Source organism: Flagellimonas sp., from assembly GCF_965215805.1.
Classification (GTDB): domain Bacteria; phylum Bacteroidota; class Bacteroidia; order Flavobacteriales; family Flavobacteriaceae; genus Flagellimonas.
Genome location: NZ_OZ244124.1, coordinates 2,085,753 through 2,099,486 on the forward strand (window position 1 = coordinate 2,085,753; position 13,734 = coordinate 2,099,486).

Sequence of the window (13,734 nt, forward strand, 5' to 3'; positions counted from 1 at the left end):
AAGTAGTAATGAACAAATACGTAAAATACGGGTTAATCACGATTGTATCGGTCGGAATTTTAGGTGCTGTGGTTTATTTCCTTAAACAAAATAGTACCCCAACCCAGATTTATGAAACGGAATCCTTGGAACGCAAAGACATTGTAAACAAAGTTATTGTTACGGGTAAGGTTATTCCAGAAGATGAGATCAATATTAAACCTCAGATTTCCGGGATCATTGACAAGATACACCTGGAAGAAGGTGTGGACGTTAAGGCCGGTGATCTAATCGCTGTCATTAAGGTAGTGCCCAATGAGCAATCCTTGAACCAAGCAGCGGGAAGGGTAAGAAATGCAGAATTGGCTTTGAACAATGCCAAAATCGAATTTGATCGCAACAAAGCCTTGTTTGACAAAGGCGTTATTTCGAGCCAAGATTTCAACAATCAAAAGTTGACGTATGATCAGGCAGTGCAGGAACTTACCAATTCCCGAGCCGATTATCAGATCATCAGAATAGGTTCTGCGGGTGGATCCTCAAGCGCCAATACCAATATTAGGGCTACGGTATCTGGAACCATATTGGAAATCCCTGTGGAAGAAGGAGATCAGGTCATCCAAAGTAATAACTTCAACGATGGAACAACCATTGCCACTATTGCGGACATGACCAAAATGATCTTTGAAGGGGAAGTGGATGAGGCTGAGGTAGGCAAACTTAGCGTTGGAATGCCCTTGGAAATTAGCTTGGGTGCCTTGGAAAAGAACAAATTTGATGCAGAACTTAAGTTTATTGCCCCCAAAGGAGTAGAGGAAGAAGGTGCCGTTCAGTTTAAAATAGAAGGTGATTTGGTGGTAAATGACAGCACTTATGTAAGAGCGGGATACAGTGCCAATGCCTCCATTGTTTTGGAAGAAAAGAAGGATGTTCTGGCCATCAAGGAAGCATTGTTGCAATTTGATAAGGAAACAGAAAAACCCTATGTGGAAATAGAAGTGAGTGAGAATGAATTTGAGCGAAAGGATTTGGAGTTGGGTGTTAGTGATGGCATTGATGTAGAAGTGGTTTCCGGAATCGAGGAAGGAGACAAAATAAAGGTTTGGAACAAATTGGAGAAGAAGAGCGATGAGGATGATTCCTAGAGTGGGCCAAACAATAATCAATCAAAAAATCAAAAAACGAATGAAATTTAAGATCACAGTGATCATGGCATTTTTTGCCATGCTCGCCACCAACGCTCAAATGAAAAAGTGGACCCTGCAGGAATGTGTAACATTTGCTGTGGAGAACAACTTGACCATTGAACAGTTTGAATTGGACTTGGAAAGTGCCAAAATTGATAAGTCGGATGCCATTGGCAATATGCTTCCCAATTTAAATGGGTCGTCCACAATCTCAAGTAACACGGGTTTTTCCATTAATCCAACAAATAACCTGCCCACCAACAGTACAGCTTTCAACGTAAATGGATCGTTGAGTTCCAATGTAACCCTGTTTGACGGCTTGCGTAATATGCGCCAGTTGGAGAGGGCCAAATTGAACGCTATTGCCAGTCAGTATAGGTTGGACGATTTGAAAGACGATATTCGCTTAAATGTGGCCAATGCATATTTGCAGGTAATTTCCAATAAAGAGCAGTTAAAGACCTTTAGGGCCCAATATGCAGTTACCGAACAGGATTTGAAACGAACCGAGGAGTTGGTGGAATCCGGGGTGGTGCCTAGAGGGGACTTGTTGGAAATTGAGGCCACTGCAGCCAATCAAGAGCAGCAAATTGTAAATGGGGAGAGTCTGGTTTTGATTGCCAGAATCAATTTGGCACAGCTGCTTCAAATTACGGATTACGAAAATTTTGATATAGCCGATGAGGAGTTTGAGATTCCACCATCGGACATTTTGAACAACTCTGCCAAAGTCATTTTTGACAAAGCCTTGGGTTTTAGAAATGATATTAAGTTTTCGGAGTCCAACGTAAAACTTGCGGAAGAAGATTTAAAAATCTCGAAAGGAGCCTATTACCCTACATTGTCGGCATTTTTCCAATATGGGACAAGATATTCTGACGTAACCCAAATCCCCGATCAGAATGGGGTGCCTTTTACGCCAAGTTTCACTGATCAGTTGTGGATTTTTGATGGGGTTTCCTATGGCGCCCAGTTGAATGTTCCCATTTTTAATGGTTGGAGTACTCGAAACAACGTAAAACGTTCCCAAATCAATCTGGAAAAGGCCAAATTGCAGTTTGAGCAGGATAAGTTGGATTTGGAAACCAACATCCAGCAAGCTTACGTAGACGTTACCACCTTTTTTAAGGCTTACGAAGCTGCAGAAAAAACTTTGGAAGCCCGAAGATTGGCCTATGATTATGCCAAGGAACGTTTTAATGTGGGTTTGATGAATGCATTTGATTTTAGTCAAGCGCAATCCAGGGTGGACAACGCAGAAGCGGATGTAATTCGTACCAAATACGACTATATCTTTAGATTGAAAATTTTGGAGTTCTACTTTGGTATACCCATTTCCCTAAACTAGTATCTTTGTGGCCGCTATGGCCATAATACTCAATTTAGAAACCGCAACGACCAATTGTTCTGTAAGCATTTCCAAAGGAAAGGAAATCCTGTGCTTAAAGGAGAATAATGCAATAAACTATTCCCATTCAGAGCAGTTGCACGTATTTATAAAAGAAGCCTTGGAAGAGGCTTCTTTGTCTTTTTCAGACCTGGATGCCATTGCCGTGAGCAAGGGCCCTGGTTCGTACACGGGACTTCGGATTGGGGTCTCCGCGGCCAAAGGGCTCTGTTTTTCGCTGGATATTCCCTTGATTTCCATTCCTACACTGCAAGGAATGGCTTTACAAGTGGAACTCAAAGCAGGTGAGCTTGCCATTCCTGTTTTGGATGCCAGGCGCATGGAAGTGTATTCCGCTGTTTTCGATGCTCAAGGAGAAGAAGTCCGTGAAACAAGGGCAGAGGTAGTTGATGACCAAACCTTTAGCGAGTTTGCCGACTTCAAAAAAGTACATCTGGTTGGGAGCGGAGCAGAAAAATGCAAAGAGGTACTTCAGTATTTCAATTTTCAATTTCATACCAAAGTGGTTCCATCAGCAAAGGAAATGTCCGAATTGGCTTACACCAAGTTTCAAGCTAAGGAATTTGAGGATGTGGCCTACTTTGAGCCCTATTACCTTAAGGATTTCGTGTTGCAAACCAAGAAAAAAGCTTAATCCCCTTCGTGAACCACTCTTTGTGGGAATGGAATTTCTATTCCCGCCTGGTCAAAACGAAGTTTGGTTTCCTCAATGACATAAAAATGTGCTGGCCAGAATACATCGTTGTTTGCCCAAAAACGCAATGTAAGATCAACGGAACTATCCCCAAGGTTTCCGACATACACTTCGGGAATGGGGTCGGTTAAAATATCTGGGTTATCCGCGCAGATTTGCAATAAAATTTCCTTGGCTTTTTTAATATCGGAGCCGTATCCAATACCCACATCAAATTTATCACGCCGAGTATTTTCCATATTGTAGTTTACAATACTGCCGTTGGACAACTGTCCGTTGGGTATGATGGCCACCTGATTGCCAAAGGTATTGAGCTTGGTACTAAAGATGCTGATTTGTTTTACACTACCTTCCTGCCCTTGGGCGGAAATCCAATCCCCAACTTTAAAGGGTTTGAAAACCAAAATCAGTACACCACCGGCAAAGTTGGCCAACGAACCTTGTAGTGCCAGACCAATGGCCAATCCCGCGGCACCGACCATGGCCACCAAGGAGGATGATTTGACCCCTAACTGGGTTACCACAACAACAAAAAGTAGCACTTTTAGGGCTATGCTTATAAAACTCTGAAGAAAGCTTTCCAGGGTGGGGTCATAGTCTTTCCGTTCAAAAAATCGGTGTACCATTTTGTTGATCAACCGAACGATCCAAAATCCAACAAAAAATATGACAACGGCCAATATCAGATTGGGCATGAAGCCCCAAAACCATTCTATGGCATGCTCTAAATGTTGCTCAAAATCCCTGAGTTGTTTCATAACGTGAAGTGGATAAAAAATTTATGGGTTGTTGATTAGCGCCACGGCCTTGTCTGCCGTTTGCACTGGAAGTTTGCAAGTACCTTCTATACAAACATACACAAAGGTTTCTCCTTCGGCATATCTATTGGTCAATAGTTCTACAGGGCCATCCTTGGCGGATCCCACCAAAATACTATTGGGAATGTAGGTCTTACTGATTTCCTTTCCAAGGGTTTTATAGTTCTCCCCAACTACGGCAATCTCGTAGAAATTCTGATTCTCAAAAAGGACCAAGTTCATCCAATTGGCATATCCCTGCGCACTTTCCACAAAATCGTCCTGTACATTTTTAAGCATTTGCTTGGCCATGTCCCCATAGCCTTCATCTGGATATAGTTTGTGGAATTTGAGGAGATTTTTCGCCATGATGGAATTGGATGAGGAAATTTCCTTGTCAACGGTCTCAATGGATCGTCGGATAAGCGAGGTGTCCGCATCCGAAGTATAAAAGAACATTCCCGATTTTGGGTCCAAAAAGTGAACTTTGGCATATTCCACCAACTTTTTGGAGTGATTCAACCATTTTTCGTCAAAAGTTACCTCGTATAGCGATAAAAAAGCTTCACTTATAATGGCATAGTCTTCCAAAAACGCATCAATGTCACTTTTACCATCCTTATGGTTTCTAAATAGGGAATAATCGTCTTTGATCATTTCCTTTTCAAGAAATTCGGCATTTTTCAGTGCCATATCCAAGTATTCCTGGTTTCCCAAGTACCGATGCGCATCAATCAATCCACTTAACATAAGGCCGTTCCAGGAAGTGAGGATTTTATCATCCAATCTAGGTTTGGAGCGTTTGGCACGTTCCTTTTTCAGGATTTGTTGGGCATTTTGCATTTTCTGCTTTAGTTCTTCCACAGAAATGTTGTGTTTTTCGGCTATTTCAGCATCCTCTTTATCCCGAATCAGCACATAATTACCGTGTTCCCACAGGCCATAGGAGTTGATGTTGTAATAATCCTTGAAAACCTCAAAATCAGCTCCAAGGAGTTGACCAAGTTGTTCTTTGGTCCATACGTAGTAGGCACCTTCCTCCAATTCGCCGTTTTCATCAAGACTGTCCGCATCCAACGAAGAGTAGAATCCGCCATTTTCATCCAATAGTTCCTCTTGCACAAAGGCAATGGTCCGTTCAACTACATCCAGATACAGCTCATTTTTGGTGACAGCATAGGCACGGGCATATAAGCTGGTCATGGGGCCATTGTCATAAAGCATTTTTTCAAAATGGGGAACGTGCCATTTGGTATCCACTGCGTATCTGGAAAAGCCGCCACCAACATGATCAAAAACACCACCAAAGGCAATACGCCTTAAGGTAACATCCACCTGCTCCATGAGTTCAGGTTTGTTGTTGGTTTCGGCATAATGCATCAAAAAATCCCAATTGTTGGGCATCATGAACTTTGGAGCCCGTTTATAGCCTCCCAAAAAGTTGTCAAAATGCCTGGCCCAATTCTCCACAGAAGCATCCAGTTGCTCCATGGTAAATAAACCGGAATCGGGTTTATGCTCCACCAAATTAATGGCGTTGATTCCATTGGATAGATCTGTTGCATACTTGACTATCCTGGATTTATCATTTTGGTATAGGTCGATGAGTTGTTGAAGGGATTTTATCCAATTGTCCTTGGGCACATAGGTGGCTCCCCAAAAGGGTCTACCGTCTGGTAGGGCAACTATGTTTAGAGGCCATCCGCCATTTCCGGACATCATGGTAATGGCGTCCATGTAAATCTGGTCCACATCGGGTCTTTCCTCCCGATCAATTTTTATGTTGATGAAGTTGTCGTTCATCATTTGGGCCACTTCCTCATCCTCAAAACACTCTTTCTCCATAACATGGCACCAGTGGCAGGATGAATAGCCAATACTTATGAGCAAGGGTTTATCCTCCTTTTTGGCCCTTTCCAGCACTTCGGGCCGCCAAGCTTCCCAATTCACCGGATTGTGCGCATGTTGAAGCAGATAGGGACTGGTTTCATTGATTAAGGCATTGGTGTGTTTATGGGTCACTTTACTGGTTTTTTGGGTGCAGCCCTGGTTCAGTGAAATTATCACCGATAAAAGGATAATTCTTTTGATCATAACAATTCTTTTGGACATAAAAAAAGCGCCCATAAAGGGCGCATTGTTTTCTTGCCCTTTGATTATTTTACCTCAAAGGTAATCTTTACATTGACTCTGTATTCATCAATTTTGCCATCTTTAACGGAAGCACTTTGCTCGTTAATGTAAACAGAACGTATGTTTTTTACCGACTTTGATGCCTGATCCAGCGCATTTTTTGCCGCTTGTTCCCAACTTTCATCCGAGTTGGCCAATACTTCGATTACTTTTAATACTGCCATAATAGTTAATGATTTTAAATTTATTCAATTTAACAAAAATTGACCACACCTATGGCAGGGGAGCTTGAAATCAACCGTTGATGGCGACCACTTCGTTTACCTTGTCACCCATCATGTTTTTTAACATGGTTTCAATACCGTTCTTAAGGGTGAATGTGGATGATGGACAACCACTACAGGCACCTTGGAGGATAACGTTGACCGTTTTGCTATCAGCTTCATAGGACTGAAATAGGATATTGCCTCCATCACTGGCTACCGCTGGCTTTACGTACTCGTCCAAGATGTCAATAATTTGTTTGGAAGTGTCATCATAAGCCGTTTGCGCTTGGTTTTGACTTGCGTTTTCTTTGGATTTTTGAATACTTTCCGCAGAAATCACTTCTTTGCCATTGGCCAAAAAATCCCTGATAAATTCGCGTACTTCCATAGTCACCGTATCCCATTCAGCGATGTCAAATTTGGTCACGGAAACATAGTTTTCATCCAAAAATACCTCCTTGACAAAGGGAAAGTGAAAAAGTTCTTGTGCAAGCGGACTATCCTTGGCCTCGTCTATATTCTTGAACTCGTAAGTTGCGGGTACTATTTTTTTATTGGAAACAAACTTCATAACTCCCGGGTTGGGTGTAACCTCGGCATAAACGGTAATGGGCTGTTTCTTTTGCACTTCCTCCTCAAGAATCACCGGCTGGCCGTCGTTTAGATATTCCACCAATTGTTGGGCCACTTCATCCTTGACATCTTCCCACTCCACAATATCAAATCGCTCTAGGGCAATGAAATTTCCAGAGATATATACCGTCTTAATAAAAGGAAGGTAGAAAAGTTGTTGGGCCAAAGGTGAATTCTTTGCCTCGTCTATGTTTTTGAGCTCATAATTGCCTTTTGCAAGGAACTGATTTGCCTCAAATTTTATGATTTTTGGGTTGTTGGTGGGTACAACCGTGATGTTATATTCCTTCATAGCCAAAATTTGTACAAAAATACCAAAGTAAAGATGAGGGGCAAAATATATAATAATGTATGCCGGAGGGCGTTATTTAAATGTTTGATTACCTTTAAACCCCAACTATAGCCCCAAACACTGCATGAGACGCTATGTAACCTCACTGATCGTTGCCCTTACCATAGGGCTTTCCGCTAAGGCCCAAGAGGGCATCCCCGTTTATTTTGATTATTTGGCGGACAACTACTATTTAGTGTATCCTTCAATGGCTGGTATAGCGGAAGGAACCAAGATCAGGCTTACGGCAAGAAAACAATGGTTCAACGTGGATGAAGCACCCAGTTTGCAGACCTTGAACTTTAATTCTAGGGTTGGGGATCGTAGCGGAATTGGTGCCATTTTGTTCAATGATAGCAACGGTTATCACTCCCAAACAGGATTTAAGGGCACATTTGCCCAACATCTACAGTTGGGTGGGGATTTTAGGACTTTGAACCAGATTTCGTTGGGACTTAGTGCTGGGGTAATTTTAAGCAGTTTGGACGAAACCGAGTTCAGATCCATTATTCCAGATCCGGTGGTAACCGGGACCAAGAATACGGTCAGTTATTTTAATGTTGATTTGGGAGCTTCCTACAACTATATGGAGTTCTACGCGCACTTTGCTGTTTTAAACGTTTTGGGTAGCGGACGGGACCTTTATACCGTTGAAGAATTTGATAACCTCAGAAGATATTTAATTTCAGCAGGATATATTTTTGGGAGAAAAACGAGGATTGAACCCTCCATTTTGTTCCAGCTAACAGATTTTACCCGTGAAAAGACAGTGGATATCAACGCCAAAGTGTATAAAGATGTGAGTTTTGGTACCGTTTGGGCCGGACTTTCCTATAGACGAAGCTTTGATGGTGCACAATTCCAGACCAATGGCGGATTTGGAGAGCAACGTTTACAGTTGTTCACGCCCATTGTAGGGGTAAACTGGAACCAATTTTTGTTCTCCTATAACTATTCTTACCAATCAGGGGACATTCGTTTTGACAATGGTGGATTTCATCAAATTACCTTGGGCTACGAATTTGGACAGAATGATCAAAGCAAACGCTACGATTGTTATTGTCCCGCCGCCAATAACTAAAAAATGGCCCATCGGTTAGGATGGACCACCTTAACTACAATCAACACAAACTAATCCCACTTGTAGTTTTTCTTGGCTGCCTGGTTTTTAATGGCCGATAACAGCGCATTTTCCAGCTCTCCAGTCTCTTCTTTTTGATTTTTGGCGATATAGGCCTCACGCTTTATGTTCAAATCCTGGATTTGCTTCTGGATCTTTTCACGCTCCTCTTTTTTGCCTTCCACATATTCTTTGATTTCCTTCTCTGATTTGCCCTGAAGTTCCTTGGGCAGGTCTTCCACAGCTATTTCGGAAACTTCCATCTCGTCCTCTTCAATGGCGTCCACCAAATCCCACTTGGAGTTTTTATAAAGCCTGGAGCTTTTGCTTACCGACCGTTTTACGGCAACACCCTTGTTCATTTCATTCGCCCTCATATCTTGCGCCGCCTGTGCAGCTTCCTTTTGGGCACCAAGGTATCCGTAGGAAACATAGGTTTTGTTGAGCTTGGAATTGAGTTGAATAATGATATCGTCATAAGGAGTTTCAATATGGACCACCTGTCTGTTATGATCAATGGCCATATACTCACCGCCGGTCAAGATGGCACCATTTTTCCATTTCGTGGAGATGCCTTGTTCGTAGTTGCCACAAAAGATGGTGTTTACTATAACGTCGTTTTCCTTGGCATTGTGGGCGGCATCCTTATAGTTCAATTTTCCTTGGGTAAAGGGCTCGTTCCCCGCAATGAATATCATTTTAAGGTCATCCGCATTTTTACCCCATTCCAATTGCTTTAATGAGGTTTGAATAACTTCTCCACAGAACTCTTCCCCGCCATTGGTGGTCAGGGAAAACAGTTTTGCGGAAATCTCATCCAAGTCTTCACTGAATCCCAGCACTTGACGGATATAGCCTTCACTCGAAGCCAAATTATCATTGCCGTACTCATAAAGTGCAATTTGAAGCAATGGGCGGGTCTCGTTTCCGCAACGGGCATGGGTAAATTCGTTTACAATGTCCCAAAGTTGTGCTTTTGCCTGGTTAATAAGTCCGTCCATACTGTTACTGGTATCCAATAACAGGGCTATTTTTACATATTGCTTTGCTGGCTTTTCAACTACCGCGGAGGTAACCAAAGCAGCAGTTTCCGGTTGATGTGCCTTAAGATTGCAACCATATAGTGTTCCGGTTGCCATTGTCATAAGGGCTATTCCAAATAGGTGTTTCAAATGTTTCATAGTACAATGTTTTAGAAATTGTTTTTAATTTTTTCGATGATCAAAACCACGAGATATGAGAACAGTGCGATTACGGTCAAAATCAACATGATCTTTAAATATGTGATGATGCTCCATTCTAGGGCATTTTTAATGATTTGTAAGTGTTCTATTTGTAAGGGCCGACGCTCGGACAGCTCAAATTTGACAGTACAAAACTCATTTTCAGAATCAAAACTGCCTAGACTCACACCCAGCTCTTGAAGCTGTTGTTCAATCTCAAGAATCCTGTTTTCCAAGAGCATGTATTCGTTGATTTTACCGCTCTTCAGCTTCAGGTCTTCCAAGGATTGTTTGGTTTTGGTCAGTGAGGCTCGCTTTGCTTTAAGTTCGTTGTATTCGTTGGTTTTGTCTTTTTTGGTAATTTCTTTGGAGGTGATGCTTCCAATTTCAATAAGCTTATAGTATAGTTCGTCGAAATTTTTTGGAGGAACACCAATTACCAGATAAAGGCGACGATTTCCCTCGTTTCCCGTTTTGTTTTCAAACTGAATAAGTCCTTTTAAAGATTCAATCTGTGTTTTTAGTTGTTTTTCATCCTGATCAAACTGATGGGTGGTTGCATCGATATCCGCTATTTTTTCATATTTCTGATCGACTTTTATAGCCGAATGATTTGTAGAAGGGTATTTTGTGGTAGCATAATTTTTACGCATTCCAATTTCCAAAGGGACTTCCATGAGCATATCGGAATGCATATAGGAATCATTGTAAGTGGGTTTGGTATATCCTTGAATCAACTTAAATAGGAATAGTAGAACCAATCCAAAACTTAGCAGGAATACTGTTTTTTTTATTTTGCGATACTTGGTCATTTGCAACAATTTAGCTGATGAATGGGGTAAAACTATTTCCAACTTTTTTGAATTAAAATCCAGAATGAGTAAACAGGTCACTTTAGTGAGGGAGCAGGGCAAACCATTTTGTAACGCGGGGAAAAAGGCCTCAAAATTGCCTGTTTTAAAGGGAATGTCATTTTTTAAAAAGCTCGGGATGAACTAAGTTTACAGGAGTAATAAAGAAATGGGACACCGTCATATTATATTAATTCTTGCTTTGGCTTTTACCAGCATGGGTTTCGGGCAGCAGAATGAACGAAATTGGGTGCAGATCAAAGGCTCTGTAAAGGGCAAGGAGAACTATGAGCCCATTTCTGGTGTGGACGTGTCCACGGATTCGGGGTATTATACCACCACCAACAGTCTGGGAGAGTTCAGAATCAGGGCGGCTATTGGCGATCTCCTCATTTTTGAAAGCGGTGAGTTTGAAACTGCAAGGCATCGGATTACCTCCGATGAGGATGTGGACGTATTGGTTGAAGGCTATGCCCCCTCTAGAAGCAGTAGAAAAGAGAAAAAGTCAAGCTCAATTTCCAGAAAAGTGGAAGGCCATCAGCGTTTTTTGGATTCAGCCAACCAATATAAAAGAACCGATCTGGAAAAGAGTATCGACTTCATCGCACAATCCATTTCCCAATTGGGTAAACGGGGAAACAAAACAGAACTCTCCAATTCGTTGACGGCGCTGGGCGAAATTTATTTATATCATCAGCAATACGATTTGGCCATAAGCAGTTTCAAGGATGCCCTTGCGGCTAGAAGGACTGTAAAAACAGAGTTGCTTTTGGGCCGGGCCCATATTTTAAATGGGGAATTTGGGAATGGCGAGTCCATGCTGGCACCATTGGTAGATGTCAATGGACTGGTGCCCTATCAACGAATTGAAATTTACGAAGGATTGGGAGATGCCAACAAAGGCTTGGGAAATGTTCAAAAAGCACTGGAATTCTATCAAGAAGGACTTCAAATAGCCGAAAAAAATCAGATTTCCCCTAAAGTAATTGATCTAAACTCTAAGATTGCAGACGCCTATGCCAGGGACAACAGGCTTGTTGAGGCGGAAGGATTTTTTGCCAACTCCTTGAATCTCTCCAAAAAAGTGGCTCCGGAACGCCAAATCCAGGAAAATGAGAAAGTGGCGGATTTCTATAACGAGAAAAATCGTTATGAGGATGAGATTCAATTGCGCAAGCAGAGTTTGAATGAGCTACAGCAACTTCCCAGTGTTTCCGTTAATAAAGATAATGCCGCTGCCGGACTGCCGGATTCTATCACTTCCCAGCAAATAAATTATAAGATTGGTCGGGCGTACATAGCGCAGGATAAACTGGATGAGGCCATACCCTATCTTCAAAAGAGTATCGTTGAGGCGGACAGTGAGGACGATTTGGTTGTGCAAAAGGATGCTACAAGAAGATTGTCCGAAGCATACCGATATAAGGGTGATTTTGCCAAAGCCTTGGAAACCTATCAAGATTATGTGGCGGTCGTGGACAGTTTGTATGCAAGAAAAGAGCAAGAGATTTCAAGGGCAGCCCGATTGAACCGGGAAATAGCCACCAAACAAAACCGCATATCCAGCTTAGAGCAAGAAAGGGAATTATCGCAAAGCAAGTATAGCCTGGCCTTAACAGAGCAGCAATTGTTTGAGGAAGCCAGCAAAAGGCAAAAATGGATCATTTACTCCCTGATTTTTGGAATGGTATTGATGGCCTTGACGGCATTTCTGTTCTATAGAAACAATCAGCAGCAAAAATTGGCCAACAATCTTTTGGCACTGAAGTCGCTTCGAACCCAAATGAACCCCCATTTTATCTTCAATGCGCTTAATTCCGTGAACAACTTTATTGCTAAGAGTGATGAGCGGAGCGCCAACCGCTTCTTAAGCGATTTTTCTGTGCTTATGCGGAGTGTTTTGGAAAATTCCGAAGAGGATTTTATCCCCTTGCCCAAGGAATTGGAACTTTTGGAACTCTATGTAAAATTGGAACACTCCCGTTTTTCGGACAAGTTTGATTTTTCCATAGAAATTGATGATAAAATTGATGTAGAGGCTTTTGAGATTCCGCCAATGCTCTTACAGCCCTATATTGAAAATGCTATTTGGCATGGACTTCGATATAAAGAGGAGAAGGGCTTTTTGAAAATTAATGTGGGTGAAGTTACCAAGGATAAGTTGAAAATTGTGATTGAGGACGATGGGATTGGGAGAAAGAGGTCGGCTGCATTAAAGACAGAAAATCAAAAGAAGCAGAAGTCCAAGGGAATGGGGAACATTAAAAAACGGATTCAAATTCTAAACGATATGTATAAGAACAAGGTGGAGGTGTCCATAGCGGATTTGAAGGAGGATCAAACGGGAACAAGAGTTACCTTAAATCTAAGAAAGGATTGATGGATTTGACAGCAATTTTAGTAGAGGATGAGGCCAATAGCAGGGAGATTCTGCGAAATTATCTGGCGAAGTATTGCCAAGGAGTGAAGCTTTTAGGGGAAGCTTCCAATATTGACGAAGGGCTGGAGCTCATTAAGAAAAAGGAACCTGACATGGTCTTTTTGGATGTGGAAATGCCATTTGGAAATGCCTTTGATTTATTGGACAAGCTACCTGACAGAACTTTTGAGACCGTTTTTGTTACGGCTTACAACCATTACGCCATGGATGCCTTGAACAGCCATGCAGCTTATTATTTAATGAAGCCTATCAATATTGACGAATTGATTAAGGCCGTTGATTACGTAAAAGAGGTCAAGGATAAGGAAAGTGCTTTGGATGGACGGGTGCTCAATACCGGACCTATTAAGGCGGAAGGAAAAATTACCTTGCCCCAACAAGATGGGTTTCAAGTATTGGAAGTGGGTGATATCTATTTTTGTAAGGCTGATGACAACTATACGGAAATCTATCTGGAGCATAAGAAGATATTAGTGAGCAAAACCCTTAAATATTTTGAGGATGCCCTCAGTTCCTATGCCTTTGCGCGAATACATAAATCCTATTTGGTCAACGTGGCTGAAGTGGTTAAGTACAAAAAAGGAAAAGGGGGGAGCGTGGTGTTGTCAAATGGAAAGGAACTGTCCGTTTCAGCATCAAAAAAGGCTACATTGCTCTCTTATTTTAAATAAG

12 protein-coding genes are annotated in these 13,734 nt (G+C 41.9%); 6 read left to right on the forward strand and 6 right to left on the reverse strand.

Annotated features, from left to right (window positions below; all coding sequences use genetic code 11):
• Positions 1 to 8 precede the first annotated feature (8 nt).
• The 3 genes from ACOOE0_RS09190 to tsaB are packed head-to-tail and all read left to right on the forward strand — an operon-like array spanning position 9 to position 3,208.
• Complete coding sequence (locus tag ACOOE0_RS09190; protein WP_420402171.1) at positions 9 to 1,124, forward strand: efflux RND transporter periplasmic adaptor subunit; 1,116 nt, start codon at positions 9 to 11, stop codon at positions 1,122 to 1,124.
• A 40-nt stretch (positions 1,125 to 1,164) separates the two neighbouring features.
• Positions 1,165 to 2,514, forward strand: a complete 1,350-nt coding sequence (locus tag ACOOE0_RS09195; RefSeq protein WP_420402172.1) for a TolC family protein — start codon at positions 1,165 to 1,167, stop codon at positions 2,512 to 2,514.
• A gap of 16 nt (positions 2,515 to 2,530) precedes the next feature.
• Positions 2,531 to 3,208, forward strand: coding sequence for a tRNA (adenosine(37)-N6)-threonylcarbamoyltransferase complex dimerization subunit type 1 TsaB (gene tsaB, locus ACOOE0_RS09200; protein WP_420402173.1), 678 nt, complete (start codon positions 2,531 to 2,533; stop codon positions 3,206 to 3,208).
• On the opposite strand, the gene ACOOE0_RS09205 is transcribed toward tsaB, so the two are convergent.
• The 4 genes from ACOOE0_RS09205 to ACOOE0_RS09220 form a co-directional block, all read right to left on the reverse strand.
• Positions 3,205 to 4,026, reverse strand: coding sequence for a mechanosensitive ion channel family protein (locus tag ACOOE0_RS09205; protein WP_420402174.1), 822 nt, complete (start codon positions 4,024 to 4,026; stop codon positions 3,205 to 3,207). The genes tsaB and ACOOE0_RS09205 overlap by 4 nt on opposite strands.
• Positions 4,027 to 4,047: 21 nt before the next feature.
• Positions 4,048 to 6,159, reverse strand: a complete 2,112-nt coding sequence (locus ACOOE0_RS09210) for a thioredoxin domain-containing protein (RefSeq protein WP_420402175.1) — start codon at positions 6,157 to 6,159, stop codon at positions 4,048 to 4,050.
• A gap of 62 nt (positions 6,160 to 6,221) precedes the next feature.
• On the reverse strand, positions 6,222 to 6,422 hold the full coding sequence (locus ACOOE0_RS09215; RefSeq protein ID WP_136466086.1) for a dodecin family protein: 201 nt from the start codon (positions 6,420 to 6,422) through the stop codon (positions 6,222 to 6,224).
• Between the two features lie 70 nt (positions 6,423 to 6,492).
• Entirely contained in the window at positions 6,493 to 7,389 is an 897-nt protein-coding gene (locus ACOOE0_RS09220; RefSeq protein ID WP_420402176.1) for a NifU family protein, read from the reverse strand.
• A gap of 124 nt (positions 7,390 to 7,513) precedes the next feature.
• Here ACOOE0_RS09220 and ACOOE0_RS09225 point away from each other — a divergent pair, with 124 nt between their 5' ends.
• The gene (locus tag ACOOE0_RS09225) at positions 7,514 to 8,509 is read left to right on the forward strand and encodes a type IX secretion system membrane protein PorP/SprF (RefSeq protein WP_420402177.1); all 996 of its coding nucleotides are present in this window, start codon (positions 7,514 to 7,516) and stop codon (positions 8,507 to 8,509) included.
• A gap of 50 nt (positions 8,510 to 8,559) precedes the next feature.
• On the opposite strand, the gene ACOOE0_RS09230 is transcribed toward ACOOE0_RS09225, so the two are convergent.
• Together ACOOE0_RS09230 and ACOOE0_RS09235 are read right to left on the reverse strand one after the other, a co-directional pair.
• On the reverse strand, positions 8,560 to 9,729 hold the full coding sequence (locus ACOOE0_RS09230) for a VWA domain-containing protein (protein ID WP_420402178.1): 1,170 nt from the start codon (positions 9,727 to 9,729) through the stop codon (positions 8,560 to 8,562).
• An 11-nt stretch (positions 9,730 to 9,740) separates the two neighbouring features.
• Positions 9,741 to 10,583, reverse strand: a complete 843-nt coding sequence (locus ACOOE0_RS09235) for a DUF4349 domain-containing protein (RefSeq protein ID WP_420402179.1) — start codon at positions 10,581 to 10,583, stop codon at positions 9,741 to 9,743.
• Positions 10,584 to 10,791: 208 nt separating this feature from the next.
• Between ACOOE0_RS09235 and ACOOE0_RS09240 the strand changes: the two genes are divergently transcribed.
• Both ACOOE0_RS09240 and ACOOE0_RS09245 read left to right on the forward strand, forming a co-directional pair.
• Positions 10,792 to 13,002: a histidine kinase gene (locus ACOOE0_RS09240; protein ID WP_420402180.1), complete on the forward strand. Its 2,211-nt coding sequence runs from the start codon at positions 10,792 to 10,794 to the stop codon at positions 13,000 to 13,002.
• Positions 13,002 to 13,733: a LytR/AlgR family response regulator transcription factor gene (locus ACOOE0_RS09245; protein WP_420402181.1), complete on the forward strand. Its 732-nt coding sequence runs from the start codon at positions 13,002 to 13,004 to the stop codon at positions 13,731 to 13,733. The genes ACOOE0_RS09240 and ACOOE0_RS09245 overlap by 1 nt, the downstream gene beginning before the upstream one ends.
• Position 13,734: the final 1 nt, after the last annotated feature.